The 22,379-nt window shown below is 61.3% G+C and carries 23 protein-coding genes; 13 read left to right on the top strand and 10 right to left on the bottom strand.

Annotated elements, in window-relative coordinates; translation table 11 throughout:
- Nucleotides 1-12: 12 nt before the first annotated feature.
- A complete protein-coding gene (locus NF676_RS10875) occupies nucleotides 13-468 on the bottom strand; it encodes a (2Fe-2S)-binding protein (RefSeq protein ID WP_041478642.1) in 456 nt (151 codons plus the stop codon).
- 247 nt (nucleotides 469-715) lie between these two features.
- Here NF676_RS10875 and NF676_RS10870 point away from each other — a divergent pair, with 247 nt between their 5' ends.
- A complete protein-coding gene (locus NF676_RS10870) occupies nucleotides 716-1,546 on the top strand; it encodes an alpha/beta fold hydrolase (protein ID WP_252887685.1) in 831 nt (276 codons plus the stop codon).
- Nucleotides 1,547-2,506: 960 nt separating this feature from the next.
- Here the strand turns inward: NF676_RS10870 and NF676_RS10865 are convergent.
- Complete coding sequence (locus NF676_RS10865; protein ID WP_236169368.1) at nucleotides 2,507-2,899, bottom strand: GFA family protein; 393 nt, start codon at nucleotides 2,897-2,899, stop codon at nucleotides 2,507-2,509.
- 167 nt (nucleotides 2,900-3,066) lie between these two features.
- Here NF676_RS10865 and NF676_RS10860 point away from each other — a divergent pair, with 167 nt between their 5' ends.
- Entirely contained in the window at nucleotides 3,067-3,900 is an 834-nt protein-coding gene (locus tag NF676_RS10860; RefSeq protein ID WP_236169367.1) for an AraC family transcriptional regulator, read from the top strand.
- A gap of 143 nt (nucleotides 3,901-4,043) precedes the next feature.
- On the opposite strand, the gene NF676_RS10855 is transcribed toward NF676_RS10860, so the two are convergent.
- The 4 genes from NF676_RS10855 to NF676_RS10840 all read right to left on the bottom strand — a co-directional run bounded on the left by NF676_RS10855 (nucleotide 4,044) and on the right by NF676_RS10840 (nucleotide 8,166).
- Nucleotides 4,044-4,631 carry a LysE family translocator gene (locus NF676_RS10855; protein ID WP_252869200.1) on the bottom strand — a complete coding sequence of 196 codons (588 nt, stop codon included), beginning with the start codon at nucleotides 4,629-4,631 and terminating at the stop codon, nucleotides 4,044-4,046.
- A gap of 225 nt (nucleotides 4,632-4,856) precedes the next feature.
- Nucleotides 4,857-7,094, bottom strand: a complete 2,238-nt coding sequence (locus NF676_RS10850; protein WP_041478638.1) for an ATP-binding protein — start codon at nucleotides 7,092-7,094, stop codon at nucleotides 4,857-4,859.
- A complete protein-coding gene (locus NF676_RS10845) occupies nucleotides 7,091-7,696 on the bottom strand; it encodes a biliverdin-producing heme oxygenase (RefSeq protein ID WP_041478637.1) in 606 nt (201 codons plus the stop codon). The genes NF676_RS10850 and NF676_RS10845 overlap by 4 nt, the downstream gene beginning before the upstream one ends.
- Nucleotides 7,697-7,890: 194 nt before the next feature.
- Nucleotides 7,891-8,166 carry a hypothetical protein gene (locus NF676_RS10840; RefSeq protein ID WP_252887684.1) on the bottom strand — a complete coding sequence of 92 codons (276 nt, stop codon included), beginning with the start codon at nucleotides 8,164-8,166 and terminating at the stop codon, nucleotides 7,891-7,893.
- Between the two features lie 161 nt (nucleotides 8,167-8,327).
- Between NF676_RS10840 and NF676_RS10835 the strand changes: the two genes are divergently transcribed.
- Nucleotides 8,328-9,443, top strand: coding sequence for a carboxylate-amine ligase (locus NF676_RS10835; protein ID WP_252887683.1), 1,116 nt, complete (start codon nucleotides 8,328-8,330; stop codon nucleotides 9,441-9,443).
- Here NF676_RS10835 and NF676_RS10830 read toward each other — a convergent pair.
- Nucleotides 9,425-9,856, bottom strand: coding sequence for a VOC family protein (locus tag NF676_RS10830; RefSeq protein ID WP_252887682.1), 432 nt, complete (start codon nucleotides 9,854-9,856; stop codon nucleotides 9,425-9,427). The genes NF676_RS10835 and NF676_RS10830 overlap by 19 nt on opposite strands.
- 109 nt (nucleotides 9,857-9,965) lie before the next feature.
- Between NF676_RS10830 and NF676_RS10825 the strand changes: the two genes are divergently transcribed.
- Nucleotides 9,966-11,048: a bifunctional transcriptional activator/DNA repair enzyme AdaA gene (locus NF676_RS10825; RefSeq protein WP_252887681.1), complete on the top strand. Its 1,083-nt coding sequence runs from the start codon at nucleotides 9,966-9,968 to the stop codon at nucleotides 11,046-11,048.
- A 58-nt stretch (nucleotides 11,049-11,106) separates the two neighbouring features.
- On the top strand, nucleotides 11,107-11,724 hold the full coding sequence (locus tag NF676_RS10820; RefSeq protein WP_252879857.1) for a DNA-3-methyladenine glycosylase family protein: 618 nt from the start codon (nucleotides 11,107-11,109) through the stop codon (nucleotides 11,722-11,724).
- Between the two features lie 44 nt (nucleotides 11,725-11,768).
- On the opposite strand, the gene NF676_RS10815 is transcribed toward NF676_RS10820, so the two are convergent.
- On the bottom strand, nucleotides 11,769-12,704 hold the full coding sequence (locus NF676_RS10815) for a LysR family transcriptional regulator (RefSeq protein ID WP_252887680.1): 936 nt from the start codon (nucleotides 12,702-12,704) through the stop codon (nucleotides 11,769-11,771).
- 225 nt (nucleotides 12,705-12,929) lie between these two features.
- On the opposite strand from NF676_RS10815, the gene NF676_RS10810 reads away from it, so the two are divergent.
- Genes NF676_RS10810 through NF676_RS10800 form a run of 3 tightly spaced genes read left to right on the top strand, consistent with a single transcriptional unit; the run spans nucleotide 12,930 to nucleotide 15,511 of the window.
- Nucleotides 12,930-13,628, top strand: coding sequence for a CoA transferase subunit A (locus NF676_RS10810; RefSeq protein WP_016774135.1), 699 nt, complete (start codon nucleotides 12,930-12,932; stop codon nucleotides 13,626-13,628).
- A gap of 24 nt (nucleotides 13,629-13,652) precedes the next feature.
- Nucleotides 13,653-14,318, top strand: a complete 666-nt coding sequence (locus NF676_RS10805) for a CoA transferase subunit B (RefSeq protein WP_150742753.1) — start codon at nucleotides 13,653-13,655, stop codon at nucleotides 14,316-14,318.
- A gap of 11 nt (nucleotides 14,319-14,329) precedes the next feature.
- Complete coding sequence (locus NF676_RS10800; protein WP_252887679.1) at nucleotides 14,330-15,511, top strand: acetyl-CoA C-acetyltransferase; 1,182 nt, start codon at nucleotides 14,330-14,332, stop codon at nucleotides 15,509-15,511.
- Nucleotides 15,512-15,730: 219 nt separating this feature from the next.
- Here NF676_RS10800 and cobF read toward each other — a convergent pair whose 3' ends face one another.
- Together cobF and NF676_RS10790 are read right to left on the bottom strand one after the other, a co-directional pair.
- Nucleotides 15,731-16,486 carry a precorrin-6A synthase (deacetylating) gene (gene cobF, locus NF676_RS10795; protein ID WP_056784616.1) on the bottom strand — a complete coding sequence of 252 codons (756 nt, stop codon included), beginning with the start codon at nucleotides 16,484-16,486 and terminating at the stop codon, nucleotides 15,731-15,733.
- Nucleotides 16,486-17,115 (bottom strand): histidine phosphatase family protein, encoded by a 630-nt coding sequence (locus NF676_RS10790; RefSeq protein ID WP_431078503.1) that lies wholly within the window; start codon nucleotides 17,113-17,115, stop codon nucleotides 16,486-16,488. The genes cobF and NF676_RS10790 overlap by 1 nt, the downstream gene beginning before the upstream one ends.
- 258 nt (nucleotides 17,116-17,373) lie before the next feature.
- Here NF676_RS10790 and NF676_RS10785 point away from each other — a divergent pair, with 258 nt between their 5' ends.
- Genes NF676_RS10785 through NF676_RS10765 form a run of 5 tightly spaced genes read left to right on the top strand, consistent with a single transcriptional unit; the run spans nucleotide 17,374 to nucleotide 22,343 of the window.
- Nucleotides 17,374-18,228, top strand: coding sequence for a MurR/RpiR family transcriptional regulator (locus tag NF676_RS10785; RefSeq protein ID WP_252887677.1), 855 nt, complete (start codon nucleotides 17,374-17,376; stop codon nucleotides 18,226-18,228).
- 2 nt (nucleotides 18,229-18,230) lie between these two features.
- Nucleotides 18,231-18,875 carry a cysteine hydrolase family protein gene (locus NF676_RS10780; RefSeq protein WP_252869191.1) on the top strand — a complete coding sequence of 215 codons (645 nt, stop codon included), beginning with the start codon at nucleotides 18,231-18,233 and terminating at the stop codon, nucleotides 18,873-18,875.
- Entirely contained in the window at nucleotides 18,872-20,203 is a 1,332-nt protein-coding gene (locus NF676_RS10775; protein WP_041478625.1) for a type I glutamate--ammonia ligase, read from the top strand. The genes NF676_RS10780 and NF676_RS10775 overlap by 4 nt, the downstream gene beginning before the upstream one ends.
- Complete coding sequence (locus NF676_RS10770) at nucleotides 20,187-20,939, top strand: N-formylglutamate amidohydrolase (protein WP_252887676.1); 753 nt, start codon at nucleotides 20,187-20,189, stop codon at nucleotides 20,937-20,939. Before NF676_RS10775 ends, NF676_RS10770 begins: the two co-directional genes overlap by 17 nt.
- A gap of 54 nt (nucleotides 20,940-20,993) precedes the next feature.
- Nucleotides 20,994-22,343 carry an APC family permease gene (locus NF676_RS10765; protein WP_076567476.1) on the top strand — a complete coding sequence of 450 codons (1,350 nt, stop codon included), beginning with the start codon at nucleotides 20,994-20,996 and terminating at the stop codon, nucleotides 22,341-22,343.
- Nucleotides 22,344-22,379 lie beyond the last annotated feature (36 nt).

Genomic DNA, 22,379 nt, shown 5'->3' with positions numbered 1-22,379 from the left:
CCAGAGAATGACTCAGCCGATTTCGGCGGCGCGTTTGACCGCAGCGCGAATGCGCGGATAGGTGCCGCAGCGGCAGATATTGCCGGAGAGCGCCTGATCGATATCGCTGTCGGTGGGCTTGGGAATTTTCGCCAGCAATGCGGCGGCGGACATGATCTGCCCGGACTGGCAATAACCGCACTGCACCACGTCCAGCTCGGCCCAGGCCTGCTGCACCGGGTGCGAGCCATCGGTGGACAAGCCCTCGATGGTGAGGATTTTCTGCCCATGGGCGACGGCAGTCGCCGGGGTGATACAGGAGCGTAATGGCGCGCCGTCGACGTGCACGGTGCAGGCGCCGCACTGGGCCATGCCGCAACCGAACTTGGTCCCGGTCAGGTGCGCGATATCGCGCAGAACCCAGAGCAGCGGCATGTCGGCGGGGACATCGAGCTCTTGGTCCTTGCCATTGATATTCAGGGTCAGCATCGGGTGATTTCCTCAGACTCACGTATTGCAAAGGGGCGTCGCTGTGGTCGCAAAAACCTACGGACGCCCGCGCTTATCCCTTTCAGCAAAGCCTAATTTGCGCAGCAAGCCACACGTTGTGACCAGCGGTCATGCAGACCCCGGCTTTGCTCCTACAGTTGATAACGGCTCGCACTGAGTCGTCGTATCTCTGCGCAACCGGCCCGCGAACCTCGCGGTTGTCCATCACAGGTCAGGAGTAACGAATATGGGCTTTGTCACCACTCGAGACGGCGTCGACATCTTCTACAAGGACTGGGGGCCGCGCGACGCGCCGGTGATCCACTTCCACCACGGCTGGCCGCTCAGCTCGGATGACTGGGACGCGCAGATGCTGTTTTTCCTGGCACAGGGCTTTCGGGTGATTGCTCATGATCGACGCGGGCATGGCCGCTCCAGCCAGGTCTGGGACGGCCACGACATGGATCACTACGCCGACGATGTGCTGGCAGTGGTCAATCATCTGGGTACGCGCGACGTTGTCCACGTCGGCCATTCCACCGGCGGCGGCGAAGTGATCCATTACATCGCCCGACATGGTCAGGACAAGGTCAGCAAAGCGGTATTGATAAGCGCCGTACCACCGCTGATGGTGCAGACCGAAAGCAACCCGGGCGGTTTGCCGAAATCGGTGTTCGATGGCTTTCAAGAGCAGTTGGCGGCGAATCGCGCGCAGTTTTATCGCGATGTGCCGAGTGGACCTTTCTACGGCTACAACCGCCTTGGCGCCGAGCCGTCGGAAGGGACCATCGCCAACTGGTGGCGCCAGGGCATGATCGGTGGCGCCAAGGCGCACCACGACGGCATCGTCGCGTTCTCGCAGACTGACTTCACCGAAGACCTGAAAAAAGTCACCGTGCCGGTGCTGGTCATGCACGGCGAGGATGACCAGATCGTGCCCTACGCCAACTCCGCACCGTTATCGGCGAAACTGCTGCCCAACGGCACACTGAAGTCGTACCCGGGATTTCCGCATGGCATGCCGACGACGCAGGCTGAAACCATCAATGCGGATTTGTTGGCGTTTATTCGCGGGTAACCGCCTCAATCAGGCTTACTGCAATTGGCAAACACTGATCCCTGTGGGAGCGGGCTTGCCCGCGAGGCGTCTCTCCAGTCCAATTATCTGCGAATGACACTCCGCTTTCGCGAGCAGGCTCGCTCCCACAGTTGGGATTGGGTATATCCGTCAGAGACTGGTCGGCTGGAAGGCCGCCATCGCTGGCAAGCCAGCTCCCACAGTTGGAATTGGGTATATCCGCCAGAGACTGGTCGGCTATAAGGCCGCCATCGCTGGCAAGCCAGCTCCCACAGTTGGGATTGGGTATATCCGTCAGAGACTGGTCGGCTATAAGGCCGCCATCGCTGGCAAGCCAGCTCCCACAGTTGGGATTGGGTATATCCGTCAGAGACTGGTCGGCTATAAGGCCGCCATCGCTGGCAAGCCAGCTCCCACAGGGATCAGGGTAGATCTGCTGTTCATTCGTATCTTTGAGATAGCTATCGCGAGCAGGCTCACTCCTACAAGAGCAAGAGCAAGAGCAAAAGATCGCAGCCTTCGGCAGCTCCTACAGTCTCCGCGTTCGCCTTAGGCCGAGTGTCAGCTCGCCTGCTTTTGATCTTGATCCACCGGCGACGTCGGAAGGCTGAGCGGAGGGATTGATCCGGGCGTGGGAGCGCAGCGACCGTCTGGCGCAGCCAGACACAGCGGAAGGAGGTGCAGCGAAGCAAACCGGAGCCGCTGCGCCCGGATCGATCCCGCAGCGAAGGAACCCGAGCCTGCGAGGGCCGAACGCAGGAGCAAGCGTTTTTTTGCTTACTTTTTTTAGGCGTTTGTAAAAAAAGTGAGTCGCCGTAAGGGCGAAACCCTAAGCAGCCGTTACCGCAGCAACGGATATGTACTCGGTCAACCAGAACAAATCATCGCTCGACAACAAGCCTTCGCGAGCAGACTCGCCCCCACAGAAATCGCAAGCGTGCTGAAGGCTGAATCAATCCCCTACCCCTCTGCCCGCCCTTCGCCTTCACGATCACCACGGTAATGCCTGGCCAGCGGAAAATCCGGCAGCCACGATTCACGCCGCACAATCCAGCTCTCATAGGTCGGCTTCAACTGATCCGGCGCATCCAGCGCGCCGAGGTTCACCTCGACCTCATCACCACTGCGATTGAACACCGACGAACCACAGCGCGGGCAAAAGTGCCGCCCTTGATACTCATGGGTTTCACCGCTGATGGTCACCGCGTCCTCAGGAAAAATCGCCGAGGCATGAAACAGCGCACCGTGGATCTTGCGACAGTCCAGGCAATGGCACAGCCCGACCCGGTAAGGCTCGCCAGAGGCTTCAAAACGCACATCGCCGCACAGGCATCCGCCGGTAAATGCAGTCATGGTTCAGCTCCATCGCGCTCGTGGTGTCACGCCCCCAGAGCCTATAACAGTCGGCGCTGCAATGCAGACGATGTTTCAGATGAAAGAACTCAATGTTGCCGCACTGCAACGGGCATTCGCCGGCCAGAGCTAATACACTCGGACGCTGACCTGCCGGGACGATCACGATGAAACACGCCACAGCGAAAAACCCCGAGAAAGCCCCGCGCTTCTGGCGCGACGACGCCCTGCCCTTCATCGAAGCGCGGGCCATCGCGGATGGTCGTGAAGTCTGTTATGCGCGGCATTCCCATGCGCACTTTTCCATCGGCGCAATCACCGCCGGGCGCAGCACCTATGTGCATGAGCAGGCGCAGTATGAAGTGGCAGCAGGCACCGTGGTGCTGATGAATCCCGGCGATGTACACGCCTGCAATCCGATCGATGATCAGCCTTGGTCGTACGTGATGTTGTATGTCGAAACGCCGTGGCTGACGGATTTGCAGCATCAATTGGGGTTTGCCGGGGAGCTGGAATTCCGGCGATTTTCCGACACCCATCTGGCTGATGCCGAGCTGTTCGGCAAATTGATGGGGTTGTATGAGGTTTTGCTCGACGACCAAATGGAGGCGCTGGCGAAACACAGCGCGGCGGTAGAGTTTTTCAGTGATTTGCAGGTCCGCCTGAATCCGGCGGATGAGCCCGTCGATGAGCCGAATTTCAAGCTGGAACGCGCCGCTGATTTCATCCGTGGACATTGCACCGAAGTGCTCAGCCTCGAGGCGATTTGCGCGGCGGCGCAGCTGTCGCCGTCATACCTGATTCGCGCGTTCAAGCAGCGCTACGGGATGACGCCCCATGCGTTCGTGGTCAACCAGCGCATCCAGTTCGCCCGCGAGCGCTTGCGCAGCGGCCAGTTGATTGCCGATGTCGCGCTCCAGGCCGGGTTTGCCGATCAGGCGCATTTTCAGCGAGCGTTCAAACAACATCTGGCGGCAACGCCGGGGCAGTATCGCGGCTGACTTCATACTCAAAGTTGAACACTGCCCCCCTTGTGGGAGCGAGCCTGCTCGCGAATGCGGTGTGTCATTCAACACTTCACTGACTGATCCACCGCATTCGCGAGCAGGCTCGCTCCCACAGGGGGTTGTGGTGGGCCTGTCAATCAAGTGAACAGCAAATAAAGCGCACTCACCGCCAGCAACAACGCCATCAACCGATTGAACCAGCGCATCCCGGCGGCATTGCTCAGATACCCGCGCAAGAACGTCCCGGCATACGCCCAGCAGCCCACCGACAGATAGCAGATCACCAGATACACCGCCGCAAACTGCCAGACCAGCCGCGCCTCGCCGTCGGCGACAAATGCGCCCATGCCGGCCACGCATGCCAGCCAGGCCTTGGGGTTGAGCCATTGCATCACCGCGCCATAGAGCATCGACGGCGCACGGCCGGACTCGCTGGTGTTCAGTTGGCCGTCATCGCTGGCCAGTTTCCAGGCCATGAACAACAGGAACGCCACCCCGGCCCATTGCACCACGCGGGTCATGAACGGCCACAATTGCAGCACCTCATGCAGGCCCAGGCCCATCAGCACCAGCAACAGCACAAACCCCAACGTCGCCCCGGCCACGTGCCGTTGGCTGGCGCGGAAACCGTACTGCGCGCCGGTGCTCAAGGCGACGATATTGACCGGCCCGGGGGTGATGGATGCGGCGAGGGCAAACGCCGCCATGGAAAGAATCAGACTCATTGCACACCTGCTTCAATCGAGGAACGAGGTGGCTACGGTAGCGGGCGGGGGATTTGCGGTATTGAACAAAATGACCCTGAGGCTGCGAATCTGATCTGATCGTTCCCACGCTCTGCGTGGGAATGCAGCCCGGGACGCTCTGCGTCCCATTCAGAGCCGAACGCAGAGCGTCCGTAGAGGCATCCCACGCAGAGCATGGGAACGATCAAAACCTACAGGGGGCACTCAGGCGAGGCGCGGCACGGTGAAGCGGAATTCGCTGCCCTGCCCCGGCTCGCTCTCGGCGACGATCTGGCCGCCATGGGCTTCGACGATGCCTTGGGTGATGTACAAACCCAGGCCAGTGCCGGTCGGGTTGCCTTCCTTTATCGTCCAGTAGCGGTCGAACACATGCGGCAAGTGCTCCTTGGGAATGCCTTCGCCACTGTCACGCACGATAAACACGATCTCGTCGCCCACCGATTTCGCGTGCACGCCGACGGTGCCCATGCGCGGGGTGAATTTGATGGCGTTGCCCACCAAGTTCGACAGCACCTGAAACAGCCGCTCGGGGTCGGCGTGGATGCGCAGGTCAGGATCGGCCTGGAAGGAAATGCTGATGTCCTTGTCATGGGCCAGAGGCGACAGCAACGCTTGTGCCTCTTCAAAGATGTGCCCGACCTCCAGCGCCTGCGGGGTGATCGAGTAACGCCCGGCATCGATTTTCGAGGTATCGAGCAGGTCTTCCAGCAGCGTGTTCATCCGCGCCGTGGCCTGCTGCATGGTGTCGATTGCAGTGGAGATACGCCGCGAAGTGTGCGCGCCTTCCGAGCTGAAGGCTTTCTGCATCATGCCGCAGAGCATCGAAATCACCGTCATCGGGTTGCGCAGGTCGTGGGAAACCACCGCCACCAGATCATCGCGCGCCTGCACAGCCGCCTGCTCGCGACGTACCTGACGGGCCAGATCGTTTTCCAGCGCTGAACGGCGCAGATCATTGGCGGCGAACCGGTCACCGTGGCTCCACTTGGTGGAGATCCCGGCCATCTCGACCTTCCAGATCTCGAACGAAGTACGCGGACGCAGGCGCATCCCGGCGTCGGAGGTTTCCAGATCCAGCGGCTTGCGCGGGTCACCGCTCCAGTTGATGTTTTCCTTCACTTCCGGACGGAACCACAGCACGCCGTTGTCCACCGGTTTGGGCAGGCTCATGGCGAGCACACCGCTGGCCACAGACTGATACTGCGCCGCCGGCGGGTAAACGCTGGACAGGTGATGGCTGGCGAACACCGGCTCGCCGCGCGCCTGCAACCACTTGTGCAGCGCGCGAATTTCTTCCGGCGCCGGGCAGTTGCCGTAACGGTGCAACTGCTTGTCTTCGATGATCGCGATGCCGCCGGCATTGACCAGCGCCATCAGCGTCGCTGGCTGCTGGGCGAGGCCGTCGAAAACATTTTGCGGCGAATCGACCATCGCCTGATTGAGCCGCGCCAGCGCTTCGACCTTCTCTTCACGCTGGCGGGTCAGTTCAAGGGTTTCCATGGCACTGATCTGCAACGACAGGACCTGGCCGATGGTCTGGCAAGCCATGCGCAATTCATGCGGCACGTGCAGCGGCTGGCGATTGCCGCAGCTGATCAGGCCCCAGAGCTTGTCGCCCTTGAGCAGGGAAATGCTCATCGACGACAGCACGCCCATGTTCTTCATGTACTGACAGTGAATCGGCGAGACGCTGCGCAGCGTGGCGAAACTGAGGTCCAGCGGCGTTTGCGTGTCCGGGCGCAGCTTCGGCACCAGTGGCACTGGCTGATAATCGGCGTTGGGGATGATCCGCAGCCAATTGGTGCGGTACAGCTCGCGCGCCTGCTCGGGAATGTCCGAAGCCGGGAAGAACAGGCCGTTGAACACTTCCATCGACGGATCGGACGCTTCGGCGATGACCTGACCGTGGCCCTCTTCCTCGAAGCGATAGATCAGCACCCGGTCGTAACCGGTCATCGCCTGGATTTCCTTGACGCTGATGTCGTACAGGGCCTGCAGCGTGGTCGCCGCTTGCAGGCGCTGGAGCATGCGGCCCAGGTGGGTATTGACCCCGGCGACGTTGCGCGGCTGGAAATTCTTCACATGGATTTCCAGCTCGAGAATCAGCACGCCCTGATGGCGGTGCAGCAAACCTTCGAATTCAGTGCCGTTGAGCTCGAATCGTAGCGGCGCCGCCTCGGAAAACGCTGTCTGCTGCAAGGCTTCGAGCACGTGCGCGGTGTGTTCGGCGCCGATCAGGCTGTGCAGCGGCTGGCCGATCAGCGATTCGGGCGCGCGGGCCAGCAGGGTTTCGACGTTGGCGCTGACCTGAATGATCTGCAGCGCAGGCTCGGTCAGGGTCAGCAGCAAACCATGGGGCTGGATCGCGCCAGGAAAGCGGATCGGCTCGTCGGCACAGTTGGCCAGCAGTTCTTCAAAGGCTTGTGGGTCTTGCGGGTTCATGCCAGTACCTCCTGGCGCTCGAGCCACTGCTCGAAACAGCTGAATGTGGTTTGTGCTGCGCTGACCACGGCCGCGCGTTCGCTGGCCGCCATGGGCCGGTTGCTCAGGTATTCGATGAACTCACGCCAGCGCCGCCCGGTGGCCGCGCCGTAGACGTCGAGGAAGGCAGCGCCATTGTCGGCGTCCAGATTCAGCCGCGCGGCGATCTCCCGACGCAGGATCTGCCCGCCGAGAGTGGCGCCTTCGAGCACGTACAAAACACCGAGACTGGCGGCGCTGGAGTCGATCACCGGCAAGTCCTCGCACAGCGGCAAATCATTGGTCGTCGCGCCCAGCGCGCGCAGGTCGGCGTGCAAGGTCTCGGCCTTCAAACGAGGCGTCAGATCGAAATCATCCGGGACAGCGCCACTGGCGAGCAACGCCCGTTCCAGCGGCTGATAAAAACCGTAATAGGCCGCCATCAAGCGCTCGAATGCGGGGGTATCGAGGGTATCGGTAAAAAAAGGAAGGCGTTTTTCCAGTGCGATGTGCAGTTCGGCTGTGCCGGCCCGCAGATCTTGCAGCACCGGTGGCACATAAACCTCACGGGCCTTTGCTTGCATGTAGATCGCTCTTAGTGGGACCCGGCAGGGGCCATTCTGGGTGGGCTCGACGTGGGGGGAATTTATCACGCCACGCAGCTTTTTCTGACTGCCGAAGCGTTTTTTCTGTCGAACTGCGACCCTATGACAGGTTCAGAGTGGCGCCGGATCAGAAAAGTTCGACCGACGCCATTATCCTGCCACTGCTGACCACCTCAATCAGCGCCGTCGTTCTGCACCGATGGGTCGCCGTTGGCCGGTACGCTGCTGTCGGCAACGGGTTTCGAAGGATTGTTTTTTTCGGCCCCGGGATAACCGGGCAGACCGCGAGTATCGTCCGGCGTCATGACATCCTCGTTATCTCGACTAACGTCCCAGTCGGTGGTGGCGTTGGGGTCTTCATCGCGCCCGGCCGTGCCGATGGCGAAGCCGTCGTCGTTGGGATTGACGGTTTGCTTAAGCGCTTTGTCGTTGCTGGATGGGTTGCTCATGTCTGCCTCCAGAACACGTTGATCGGACTTGTTTGGAAACGCCTTGGCCGCTCAAGTGCAATGGACAAGACCAACGGTGCATTCGCGGGGCACTGGTCGCCTGGCGTGAACCACCGCAACGGCGCACGGTTCTCAAGAGAACCACTTGCTCGAGCACCGTCATGAGCCACCCGCGATTCGGCATTGAGGAAGAGTACTTTCTCACTGACCTGCAGAGCCTGCGCATGGTCGGCAGCCCGCCCCCACAGGCCATCGAGGCTTGCCGGGCGGCGCTGGGCGCGTGGTTTGCCACGGAGATGTTTCAGGGGCAGATCGAAGTGGCCTCGCCGGTGTTCAGCGACTTTGTGCACGCTGGCGATTTTCTCCGTGGCAGCCGTCAGGCCTTGGGTGCAGCCCTTGAACCGTTTGCTCTGGGCGTGCTCAGCGCCGGCAGTCATCCGCTGGCCGACTGGCGCGAGCAGGTTCCGACCGACGAGGAACATTTCCATCATCTGTTCGAGCGCTACGGCCATGTTGCCCGCCGCAGCGTGTTGTCGGGACTGCATGTGCACGTCGAGGTCGAGCCGCTGGATCGCATTGCGGTGATGAACGAAGTCCTGCCGTGGACGCCGCTGCTGTTGGCACTGAGCTGTTCGTCGCCGATCTGGGATGGCGCCGCCAGCGGCTTCATGAGCTATCGGCAGACCGCGTGTGACGAGTGGCCACGCATGGGCATCCCGCCGCTGTTTGCCGATCAGCGCCATTACGACGAACACTTGGCGTTGCTCATGCGTATCGGCGCGATCAGCCAGCCCGGCGAGTGTTGGTGGGGCGTGCGCCCGGCCGCGCGTTTTCCGACCCTGGAACTGCGTATGACCGACGCTTGCCCTCGCGTCGACGATGCGCTGACCCTGGCGGCGTTTTTCCGCGTATTGGTGGCTCACGCCAGTGCGCAGCGGCGGCCAGGATTGCTCTATGACCAGACCGCACGTTCGATGCTGGAGGAAAATCGCTGGCGGGCCAAACATCAGGGGATTCATGCGCGCTTTTTGGTCGAAGGCATCGACGGCGACTGTTCGCTCGCGCAATGGCTGGAACTGGCCGAGCAGCGTTTTGCCGAAACGGCACAGGTATTGGGCGCGGCGCAGTTGTTCGAGCGTGCCCGGGCGATCATCGACAGCGGCACCAGCGCCGATCGGCAACTGGCGCTGTTCAATCTGGCGTCTGAACAACCGCAAAACGGCCGTTCGGCCCTCGGGCAAGTGGCCGAGCTGCTGCTTCAGGAAACCGCTGGCTGATCGCTCTCGGACGGGCCTTTGAGTTCGACCTGATTGCCGTCCGGGTCGAAACAGTAAAGCGACAAGCCGTAACCCTCGGCGCCAAAACGCCTGGCGGCTTGTTCAACGGTCAGCCCGAAGGATTGCAGGTGAGCGATGAGCGCGGCTTCGTCGAACGGTTCTATGCGCAGACAGAAGTGATCGACGTTGCGCTTGTGCGCATCAGCGGCGCCGCCGCCCTTGCGCCCGAGTTCGCCCGCCAGGTCGACGAGATCGATCATCGACGTACCGGCCCGCAGGTGCACCAGCCCCAGCGGCTGGTTATGCCTGACCACTTCGGCGCCGAACACCCTAGCGTAGAAATCGATGCTGCGTTGCAGGTCGGCGACGCGCAGGACGATATGATCGATGCGCTGAATGGAAAACGGCTGCATGGTTTGGCTTCCTCGAAAGCGGCAACCTGCTCATTGTGCTGCACAAGGGAAAAAATTCACTGTCGATTTTTCGGTGGAGCCATCGACAAAGCGGATTTATTCTCTGGCCATGAACATACCAGCCGCTGTCCTGCCGCCCCACGCCGAAATGGTTCGCGCCATGCTCGAGCGCGACACTGCCTATGAAGGCGTGTTCTTCACCGCCGTGAAAACCACCGGGATCTTTTGCCGTCCCAGTTGCACGGCGCGTAAGCCGAAACCGGAGAACGTCGAATTCTTCGCCCACGCCGACGAATGCCTGTGCGCCGGTTATCGCGCCTGCCTGCGCTGCAAACCGCTGGACGCAGCGGCCATCGCCCCGGCCTGGGTGCAGCGCCTGCTCAATGCGGTGGACGCCGATCCCGAACGGCGCTGGAGCGATGCGCAATTGCTCGCCGAGGGCATCGAACCGCTGAAACTGCGACGCTGGTTCAAGCAGCACTTTGGCATGACCTTCCACGCCTGGCTGCGCACACGTCGCCTCGGCATGGCCCTGGGCGGGATCAGGCAAGGCACCTCGATCGATCACGCGGCGTTCGACTCCGGCTACGAGTCGCTCAGCGGTTTTCGCGATGCGTTTCAGAAGTCCTTCCACATCACCCCGGGCCGTGCGGCCAATAGTGAACCGTTGCTGTTCACCCGCCTGACCACGCCGCTGGGGCCGATGATCGCCATGGCTGAGCAGCGTGGGCTGGTGTTGTTGGAGTTTCTCGATCGACCGGCGCTGACCCGCGAAGTCGAAGCGCTGCAAAACCGTCACGGCTACGCGATTGCACCGGGGCATAACGCCCACTTGCAGCAGATCGAGGTGCAACTGGCGGATTATTTCGCCGGCAAACTCACTCAGTTCAGCGTGCCGCTGCACCTGCCCGGCAGCGCTTTTGCACGCGAGGTGTGGGCGGCGCTGCTGCAAATCCCCTATGGCCGCACGAGCACGTACGGCGCCATCGCCGCGAGCTTGGGCAAACCCGGCGCCAGCCGTGCCGTCGGCCTGGCCAACGGGCACAATCGGCTGTCGATCGTGGTCCCGTGCCACCGAGTGATCGGCGCAGACGGATCGCTGACCGGTTATGGTGGCGGACAACCGCGCAAGGCGTTCCTGCTCAGGCTGGAAAACGCTGCGCTGCAAATGACTCAACAATTGGCTTTTTGAGCCTTGCGATCCAACACGCAAACAGGGATTTCGATGAGTACGTTCGAATCACCGCAACATGGCTGACATGTATGAGATGGCCAGCGCTTTTCTGGCCGCGATAGACACTGACTGGCAGCGCCATGTCAGCGCCGTCGGGCCATGTCTGCATCAGCCACATCCGGCGCGCGACCCGTATGAATCGCTGGTACGGGCGATTGCCTATCAGCAACTGCACGCCAAGGCCGGCGATGCGATCCTTGGGCGTTTGGTGGAGTTGTTCCCCGGCCAGTCGTTTCCGCATCCGCAGCAGATTTTGGCTACCGAGGTCGAGCGACTGCGTGCTTGTGGTTTTTCGGCGAGCAAGATTGCGACGATTCAAGGGATCGCCCAGGCTTCGCTGGACGGCGTGGTGCCGGATTACCCGACTGCGCGGGCGATGGACGATGAAACCCTGATCGAACGCCTGACCAGTTTGCGCGGTGTCGGCCGCTGGACCGTGGAGATGCTGTTGATCTACAGCCTCGAACGCATGGACATCCTGCCGGCGGATGATTTTGGCGTGCGTGAGGGATATCGGCGCTTGAAGGGACTGGAGGTGCAGCCGACGCGCAAACAGATGATCGAGATTGGCCAGGCGTGGAAGCCTTATCGGACGGTTGCAGCCTGGTATCTGTGGCGCGTGGCCAAGGTTTAGACCGCGTTATCGTTCTTCGCGAGCAGGCTCGCTCCCACACTGAATCAGCGTTCGGCGCTCTGTTTCCGCGCTCCCAGGGTGAGGGGAAAATCGAACTGTCGCTGCAAATCCTCAGCCTTGAGAATCTCGAATAACGCCTGCGCCGCCGCCGACAGGTCATTGCCCGGCTCGGTCAACACACCAATCGCCCGCTCCACAGAATCATTCAAGGTCAGGCAATGCGCACCGAGCTCGCACATTTGCCCCGCGCACAATGCCGGCACCGCGCTGACCCCAAGCCCGCTGGCAACCATTCGCCCGACCGTTGCCAATTGATGACTCTCGAACTCCACCGGCAACTTCATTCCGCGCGCCTGCAAATGCTCTTCCAGCATCACCCGCACCGTTGATGGCCGCTGCAGGGTGATGAACGGTTGCTCCAGCAAGGTCTGCCAATCGATGTCGGCGCGACCGGCCAGCGCTGAATCGGCCGGCACCACGGCGACAAAGCGATCGACATACAAAGGCGTGAATGTCATCGACGTGCTCTGCATCGGCGCGAACGCCACACCGAGTTCAACCTGACGATCGCGGACCATTTCCAGCACTTGCTCGTTGATCACGTCGTTGACCGTCACGTTGACGTTCGGATAACGCGCGCGAAAGCTTTTGAGGATCGGCGGCAGCAGATTGCCGGCAAATGACGGCATCGCCGCCAGCGTCACGCGTCCGCGCTGCAGGCTGAAACGCTGGCGCATTTCGTCTTCGGCATTGTCCCAGTCGGCGAGCAAGCGGCGCGCCAGCGGCAGCAGGGACTCGCCTTCCGGGGTCAACGCCACGTTACGCGTGTTACGGCTGAACAGACGCCCTCCCAGGCCCTCTTCCAGCGCCTTGATGGTCAGGCTGAGCGCCGATTGCGACAAATGCAGACGCTCGCAGGCCACAGCAAAACTGAGGCTGTGGGCCACGGCGAGAAAGGCCCGGATCTGTTTGATGGTCATGGTCGCTTTGCTCCAGTTGCAAGCTGCAAGCGTCAAGCTGCAAGCCGTGATGCGATGGCCCTGATCGTTCCCACGCTCCTGCGTGGGAACGATCATCGCCGAACGCGTATTGGTGAGATTTATCAATCAATCCACCTTAAAAATCAACTTAACAAATATATCCAGCAGAGAGACACTCCAGTCATTCGGCTAGCCAGCCGCCCGCAAATAATAAAAGAGGTGCCTATGGCAGGTTTCGACAAGCGTGTGTATTCCTACGAGGAAGCGATGGCCGGGCTGGAAGACGGCATGACCGTTATCGCCGGCGGCTTTGGTCTGTGCGGCATTCCGGAAAACCTGATCGCCGAGATCAAGCGCAAGGGCACCCGTGACCTCACCGTGGTTTCCAACAACTGCGGCGTTGATGGTTTCGGCCTTGGCGTGCTGCTCACCGACCGCCAGATCAGCAAAGTCATCGCCTCCTACGTCGGCGAGAACAAACTGTTTGAAGAGCAACTGCTCAAGGGCGAGATCGAAGTCATCCTTACCCCGCAAGGCACCCTCGCCGAGAAGATGCGCGCAGGCGGCGCCGGCATTCCGGCGTTCTTCACCGCCACTGGCGTTGGCACCCCGGTTGCTGAAGGCAAGGAAGTGCGCGAGTTCAAGGGGCGCAAATACCTGATGGAAGAATCCATCACCGGCGATTTCGCCATCGTCAAAGGCTGGAAGGCGGACCATTTCGGTAACGTCGTTTACCGTCACACCGCGCAGAATTTCAACCCGCTGGCCGCTACCGCCGGCAAGATCACCGTGGTCGAAGTCGAAGAAATCGTCGAGCCCGGCGAACTCGACCCGACGCAGATCCACACCCCGGGCATCTACGTCGATCGAGTGATTTGCGGCACGTTCGAAAAACGCATCGAACAGCGCACCATCCGCAAATAATTCAGGCCTACGGAGAACAACAACATGGCACTTACCCGCGAACAAATGGCTCAGCGCGTCGCCCGCGAAATGCAGGACGGCTACTACGTCAACCTCGGCATCGGCATTCCGACCCTGGTCGCCAACTACATCCCCGATGGCATGGAAGTCATGCTGCAATCGGAAAACGGTCTGCTCGGCATGGGTCCGTTCCCGACCGAAGAAACCATCGATGCCGACATGATCAACGCCGGCAAACAAACGGTGACTGCAAGGATCGGCGCGTCGATCTTCAATTCCGCCGAATCCTTCGCGATGATCCGCGGCGGCCATGTCGACCTGACCGTGCTCGGCGCGTTCGAGGTCGACGTCGAAGGCAACATCGCTTCGTGGATGATCCCCGGCAAACTGGTCAAGGGCATGGGCGGCGCGATGGATCTGGTGGCCGGCGCCGACAACATCATTGTCATCATGACCCACGCGTCCAAGGACGGTGAGTCCAAGCTGCTGGCCAAGTGCAGCCTGCCGCTGACCGGTGCCGGCTGCATCAAGCGCGTGCTGACCGACCTCGCCTATCTGGAAATCGAAAATGGCGCTTTTGTCCTCAAGGAACGCGCACCTGGCGTCAGTGTTGAGGAAATCGTCGCCAAAACCGCTGGTAAACTGATCGTCCCGGATCACGTACCGGAAATGCAGTTCGCTGCCCAGTGAGGAATTCGAAAATGCAAGACGTCGTCATTGTTGCCGCCACGCGTACTGCGATCGGCAGTTTTCAGGGCTCCCTGGCCAATGTATCCGCAGTAGACCTGGGCGCGGCAGTGATCCGCCAGTTGCTCGAGCAGACCGGCCTCGACGGTGCGCAGGTCGATGAAGTGATCATGGGCCAGGTGCTCACCGCTGGCGCTGGCCAGAACCCGGCACGTCAAGCCGCAATCAAGGCTGGCCTGCCCCACGCCGTACCGGCCATGACCCTGAACAAGGTTTGCGGTTCCGGCCTCAAGGCTCTGCACCTGGGCGCGCAAGCGATCCGTTGCGGCGACGCCGAGGTGATCATCGCCGGCGGTCAGGAAAACATGAGCCTGTCCAACTACATCATGCCGGGTGCGCGCACCGGCCTGCGCATGGGCCACGCGCAAATCGTCGACACCATGATCAGCGATGGCCTGTGGGATGCGTTCAACGATTACCACATGGGCATCACTGCCGAGAATCTGGTCGACAAATACCAGATCAGCCGCGAACAGCAGGACGCCTTCGCTGCCGCCTCCCAGCAGAAAGCTGCCGCTGCGATCGAGGCCGGGCGCTTCGTTGATGAAATCACGCCGATCCTGATCCCCCAGCGCAAAGGCGATCCGGTGGCGTTCAAGGTCGACGAGCAGCCACGCGGCGATACCACCGCACAATCTCTGGCGAAACTGCGTCCGGCGTTCAAAAAGGACGGCAGCGTCACCGCTGGCAACGCCTCGTCGCTGAACGACGGTGCCGCCGCCGTGATTCTGATGAGTGCCGAGAAAGCCAAAGCGCTGGGCCTGCCGGTTCTGGCCAGGATTGCCGCCTACGCCAACGCTGGCGTCGACCCGGCGATCATGGGTATCGGCCCGGTATCGGCGACCCGCCGCTGCCTGGACAAGGCCGGCTGGAGCATCGATCAGCTCGACCTGATCGAAGCCAACGAAGCGTTCGCTGCGCAATCGCTGGCCGTGGCCAAAGACCTGCAATGGGATCTGGACAAGGTCAACGTCAACGGTGGCGCCATCGCCCTCGGTCACCCGATCGGCGCATCAGGTTGCCGCGTGCTGGTGACATTGCTGCACGAAATGCTCAAGCGCGATGCGAAAAAAGGTCTGGCGACCTTGTGCATCGGCGGCGGTCAGGGCGTGGCTTTGGCGCTGGAACGCGGCTGATACGGAGTTCTAGGTTGACGGCGGATCCACGACATCCGCTGTTGGCTGGCAACAAAAAACCCGGTGCGATTTGCGTTGCACCGGGTTTCTTTTTGCCTGTCTACAATCGGTGGTGAATGTTCTGCCCCCTTCGCGGGCAGGCTCGCTCCCACATTCTGCAACGCATTTCCCTGTGGGAGCGAGCCTGCTCGCGAAAGCGCTTGTTCAGGCGCCAACCACTCAAGGCTTGCGCAACAGATAGGTATCCATGATCCAGCCATGCTCCGCTCGCGCCGCCTTGCGCACCCGTTCGATCTCATCGGCCACTTCCGCCAGCCGGCCGCTGAGGAGAATCTCGTCCGGTGTGCCCAGGTAAGCGCCCCAGAAAATCTCGGTCTGCCGATCCGCCACCCGCTGGTACGAATCCTCGGCATCGAGCATTACCACCAGACTGTCCGCTTCACTCACCTGCCCCGCCGCCAATCGCCGGCCTGTGGTGATTTCTACTGAGCGACCAATCGTGTTCAAAGGTATTTTGTGCTGCGCAGCCAGGGCTTGAACACTGGTAATCCCGGGGATGACTTCATAGTCGAATTCACAGCGGCCTGATGCCTGAATCGCCTGAAGGATCCGCAGTGTGCTGTCGTACAACGCCGGATCGCCCCAGATCAGGAATCCGCCGCACTGGCCGTCGGACAATTCTTCATTGATCAGCCGTTCGAAGGTCTGCTGCTTGGCGAGGTTCAGTGCATCGACGCTCGCTGTGTAGTCGACATCGCCGCGCTCCCGCTCCGGGCTGCTGGCTTCGACAAAGCGATAAGCGTGGTCAGTGATGTAGCGCTCGCAGATCTCCCGGCGCAGGTCGATCAGCGTCTGCTTGCTCTGGCCTTTATCCAGCAGAAAGAACACATCGACCCGATTCAGCGCTTTCACCGCCTGCATGGTGATGTAGTCCGGATTGCCGGCGCCAATGCCGATGACCAGCAGCTGTTTCATCAGAATTCCTCGTCAAGGGCCATGCCCGGCAAGCGTAGCCGCCAGATGCCATTGAAGCGAAAGTCGATCATCGCCAGTGGCTCGACGTCGATTGCGTGGAACGCCGCGCCCTGCAGCACCTGCATCAGCGCCGCGCGAATGACGAACGGATGGGTGACTGCCACTACATGTCCAGGGGTTTCGGCGATGGAGTCCAGCCACATTGAGACCCGCTGCGTCAGTTGCCTGACCGATTCGCCGCCGTGGGGTGCGGCTTCAGGATCGGCCAGCCAGGCTTGCAAAGCCTGGTTTTCATTGGCTTGCAGATCCTTGATCGATTGCCCGTGCCAGCGTCCCCAATCGCAATCGCGCAGAGCTTGATCAATCTGCGCATCGACGCCAAACCATGCTGCCGTTTGCTGAGTTCTCAACTCCGGGGCACACACCAGCCGCCGTGTTACCGCCAATCGCGCCCTGAACGCGTCGGACGGAACAGCCAGATTTTCAACAGGCTCGTCCGTAGGAAAACGCGCCAGTTTCTGTGCGATGGTTCGCGCATGGCAAATCAGTGTCAAACGGCTACTTGGCACAAGCAGGTTCTCGGTCGAAAGATAAAACAAACAATGGCACACAGCCGATACGCGTCGCATTGTGCCGTAAAACCTCGGCGTTCAGGGTTGTCACCGGCCAGTCGCTGAGCTTGGGATAGGCAATGTCTGACACAGCAATCGGCAAAGGACTACAACAGCGCGTTACTTCGACGTAGCCCTTATTACACGGGCACCTTGCACACTTTTGGTGCTCGAAAAACCTGTACAAAAATTCGCTAGACATGTAGCACCCATTACATAAATACTCGTTTAACGGATTGTGAAACGAATTCGACACCCCATCCAGCAGGAGCCAGGATGCCCCCTCTCAGAGACCTGATCACCGACCCCGGCCTGGACCTGACGCCGTCGGAGCGCAAAGTCGTTCGCGCCCTGCTCGATCAGTATCCACGCAACGGTCTCGGGCCTATGGCGCGACTGGCCGAACATGCCGGTGTCAGCGATCCGACCATCGTGCGTCTGGTGAAAAAGCTCGGTTTCGGCGGTTATGCCGAATTCCAGGAAGCCCTGCTCAGCGACATGGACCATCGCCTGCGTTCACCGCGCACCTTGTTGCAGCCGCGCTCGCAGCAGAACAACGACGATGCCTGGGCGCATTATCTGGCCGACAGCCAGCGTTTGCTGGTCGACACCCAAGCCCTGACCCAGCCTGAGGACGTGCGCATCCTCGTGGAATGGCTGCTCGACAGCCGCCATCAGGTCTACTGTTTTGGTGGCCGCTTCAGCATTCTGCTCGCCAACTACCTGCTCAACCACCTGCGTCTGCTGCGTCCCGGCTGTTTCGCCATGGAAGATAACGCGCTGCTGCCTGACCGCTTGTTCGACCTGCAACGTCAGGACGTGGTGCTGGTGTTCGACTACCGGCGCTACCAGACCCAAGCTTTGCGCGTTGCGCAGGCGGCGAAAAACAACAACGCGCGAGTGGTGTTGTTCACCGATGTCTACGCCTCGCCGCTGCGCGAATTGGCCGACCTGATCATCAGCGCGCCGGTGGAATCGGCGTCGCCGTTCGACACCATGGTGCCGGCGCTGGCGCAGGTCGAGGCGTTGATTGCCTGCCTGACCTTGCGCGTGCCGGACCCGGCCGATCGCCTGGAAGGCATCGATGCCCTGCGCAACGATTTTGCGACTCACCTGCTGGAGGACAAATAAGGATGTTCAGCCTTCCCCACCGCTCGCCACGGGACCTGCCGTTTGCGACCGACCACACCGCTTTGTTGCTGGTGGACATGCAGCGCGCCTGGCTCGAACCGCAATTCGACCCGCACCTGAGCGGCGCGGATGCCGAGTATTTTCTCCAGCGCACGCGCAGCCAGGTGGTGCCCAACCAACAGCGCCTGCTTGGCGCCTTTCGTCAGGCGCAGCAGAACGTGCTGCACACGATTATCGAAAGCCTGACCGCCGACGGTCGCGACCGCTCGCTGGATCACAAACTGTCTGACATGCACTTGCCCAAGGGCAGCGTGCAGGCTCAGGTCATCGCTGAACTGACCCCGACCGAAAACGAAATCGTGCTGCCGAAGACCTCCTCCGGGGTGTTCAACTCGACCAACATCGATTACGTGCTGCGCAATCTGCAAACCCGGCATCTGATCATCGCCGGCATCGTCACCGACCAATGTGTGGACATGGCCGTGCGCGACGCCGCCGACCGTGGTTATCTGGTGACGCTGGTAGAAGACGCCTGCGCCACTTACAGCGCCGAACGCCATCACGCCTGCCTCAACGCGATCAAGGGTTACTGCTGGATCACCGACACCGACACCGTGCTCGGTCGTCTGCGGGAGATGCAGCCATGAGCCCGCGCCTGACCCCGTTGCCGATGACCACACTGGTCACCACCGACCTGATCGGCATCACCCGGGGCCGCTCGTTTCCTAGCGATGAGCTGGAGCATTACCAGGCGGCGGGTTGCGGCTGGGTCCCCGCCAACAGCGCGTTGACGCCGCAGGACATCATCGCCTCGAGCAGTCCGTGGGGCGCGTACGGCGATCTGCGGCTGATTCCGGATCTGAGCAGCCGCGTCACTGTCGGCAGCGGCCCGGACGCCAATGCACCGGTGCTGGATTTCATCCACGCCGATATTCGCGAGACCGACGGCCAGGCCTGGGGCGCCTGCCCACGCACATTGCTGCGCGATGAAATCGAGCGCTATCACGATGAGCTGGGGTTGCAGGTCAACGCCGCCTTCGAACATGAATTCAACCTGCACGCAGGCATTGCCGAACACGCGGCGTTCTCTCTCGAAGCGCAGCGCCAGGGCGCCGAATTCGGCGGCTGGCTGCTCAGTGCCCTGCGCGCCGGCGGCGTCGAGCCGGAAATGTTTCTGCCGGAATACGGCAAGCACCAATACGAAATCACCTGCCGCCCGACTCTCGGCGTAGCGGCGGCGGATCGTGCGGTCAACGTGCGCGAAATCACCCGGGAAATCGCCCGGCAAATGGGCCTCGACCTGAGTTTTGCGCCGAAGACTGCCGCCGAAGCGGTGTGCAACGGTGTGCACCTGCACGTCAGCCTGCTCGACCTGGCCGGCCAGCCGATGTTGTACGACGCCGGCACCAGCAACGGCCTGTCGAGCATCGGTCAGCATTGGGCTGCCGGAGTCCTGCATTTTCTACCGGCGCTGTGCGCGTTCACCGCGCCGACGCCGCTGTCCTACCAGCGTTTGCAGCCGCACCACTGGAGCGCCTCCTATGCGTGTCTGGGGCAGCAGAACCGTGAAGCGGCGCTGCGCATCTGCCCGACTGTGACCCTGGGCGGCAAGTCCGCCGCGCAGCAGTTCAACCTGGAATTCCGCGCCATGGACGCCACCGCCTCGCCGCATCTGGCCATGGCCGCGCTGCTGATTGCCGGGCGGCTGGGCATCGAACAGCGTCTGGCGCTGAACGCGATCACGGATGAAATTCCCGATTCACTCAACGACGAGCAACGCAAGGCCCGGGGCATCGTCGCCCTGCCCGCCTCGCTGGCCCAGGCGCTGGATTGCCTGCGCGACAGTGCAGCGTTCAATGAATGGCTGCCCAAGCCGTTGCTCGACACGTATTACGCCCTGAAAACCGAGGAACTGGCGCTGACGGAACAGCTCTCGCCCGCTGACCTGTGTGAGCACTATGCACGCCTGTACTGAATCCGCTGAGCTGGGGTTGTATACCCGCCCGGTCTACACCCTGAGCCGCGAGGACTCGACGAATCCGTTGATCCTCGTGTGCGAACACGCCAGTCGATACATCCCCGACGCCCTGAACAATCTGGGCCTGGACGAGGCGGCCGCGCGCGAACATATCGCCTGGGACATCGGCGCGCTGCAACTGGCCGAACAGTTGTCGGAACAGCTTGGCGCTACGTTGCTCAGCGCCAATTATTCACGGCTGCTGATCGACCTCAACCGCCCGCGCCATGCTCCGGACAGCATCCCGCTGCAGAGCGAGATCTACCCGATACCCGGCAACCGCGAGCTGGATGAGGCGACCCGCGAATACCGCCGGCAGACCCTGTTCAAGCCGTTTCATGCGCGCTTGCAGACGCTGATCGATGAACGCATTGCCAAAGGCCGGCCGGTGCGTGTGGTCGGCATTCACAGTTTTACCCCGGTGTATTACGGCCAGCCGCGACCACTGGAAGTCGGCGTGTTGTTCGGCCAGGCCCGGGACTATGCCCTGCGTTTGCTCGACGGGCTGCAAGTGCATCCGCTGAAGGTGGCGGGCAACCAGCCGTACAGAATTGATCCCTTGGGCGACATGACCGTGCCGGTGCACGGCGATGCCCGGGGCCTTGAGGCGGTGCTGATCGAGGTGCGCAATGATCTGCTGCGCAGCCCCGAAGCGGTCTCGCGCTGGGCAGGTTACCTCGCACCTTTGCTGTAAACGATGGACCGATAAAACATAAACCGACCGATGGCTGACAAGGAGTTGCGCTTCATGGAAATTGAAGAATTCGGCTACAAGCAAGAGTTGAAACGTAGCCTGACGCTGACCGATCTGGTGGTGTACGGGATGATCTTCATGATCCCCATCGCCCCGTTCGGTGTGTATGGCTACGTCAACGCCGAAGCACCGGGGATGGTGCCGCTGGCGTACATCATCGGCATGGTGGCGATGCTGTTCACCGCCCTGAGTTACGGCAGCATGGCCAAGGCCTTTCCGGTTGCCGGCTCTGTATATTCCTACGCGCAACGCGGCCTTAATCAACACGTCGGCTTCATCGCTGGCTGGCTGATGCTGCTCGATTACCTGCTGATTCCGCCGCTGCTGTACCTGTATTCGGCGATGGCGCTCAACCATTTGTACCCGGACATTCCCAAGGTCGGCTTCATCCTGGCGTTTCTGGTCAGCGCAACATTCGTCAACCTGCGCGGCATCACCTTCACCGCGCGGATGAACATGCTGTTCCTGCTGGCACAACTGGTGGTGCTGGGGATCTTCCTGTTCTACGCCTGGAACGCCCTGCACAACGGTGGCGGTAACGGTGAGCTGACGCTGGCGCCGCTGTATCACCCGGAAACCTTCAACTTCGCTCTGCTGATGCAAGCGGTGTCGATCGCCGTGCTGTCGTTCCTCGGCTTCGACGCGATCTCCACCCTCGCCGAAGAAATCAAGGAAGATCCGGGCCGCAGCGTCGGCAAGGCAGCGCTGATCACCCTGGCGGTGATGGGCACGATTTTCGTCGTACAGACGTGGATTGCCACCGATCTGGCGGCGGGCATGGGCTTCAAATCCGCCGACACCGCGTTTTATGAAATTGCCGAAATCGCCGCTGGCAGCTGGCTGGCGACCCTGACCGCCGTCGCCACGGCGCTGGCCTGGGGCGTTGCTGTAGCGATCACCTCGCAGGCCGCCGTCTCGCGTCTGCTGTTCGGCATGGCCCGCGACGGCAAGCTGCCGAAGGTGCTGGCCAAGGTCCACCCGAAACACAACACGCCGTACCTGAGCATTTATCTGGTGGCGGTGTTGTCGCTGCTGATCTGCTACCTGTTCATCGACGCGGTCGACATCCTCACCTCGCTGATCAACTTCGGCGCCCTCAGCGGTTTCATGCTCCTGCACCTGACGGTGATCAACCACTACTGGCGTCGGCAGAAGTCGGGACAGTTTGTGCGCCATCTGCTCTGCCCGGTGATCGGCTTCATCATCGTCGCCGCCATCATGTACAACATGGGCGTCGATGCGCAGAAACTCGGCCTGATCTGGATTGCCCTGGGCCTGGTGTACCTGTTCTTCCTCAACAAGCTCGGCGCCAGCACAGCGCTGCCCGATCCGAGCAAAGGCTGACAAGAAAAAGAGCGGCGTCTGACAACAAATCAGGCG

The organism is Pseudomonas siliginis (genome assembly GCF_024072275.1).
In the GTDB taxonomy this organism is placed as follows: Bacteria; Pseudomonadota; Gammaproteobacteria; order Pseudomonadales; family Pseudomonadaceae; genus Aquipseudomonas; species Aquipseudomonas siliginis.
The sequence above is the reverse complement of the archived record's forward strand: the minus strand, read 5'-3'. Positions and strand labels throughout refer to the sequence as shown.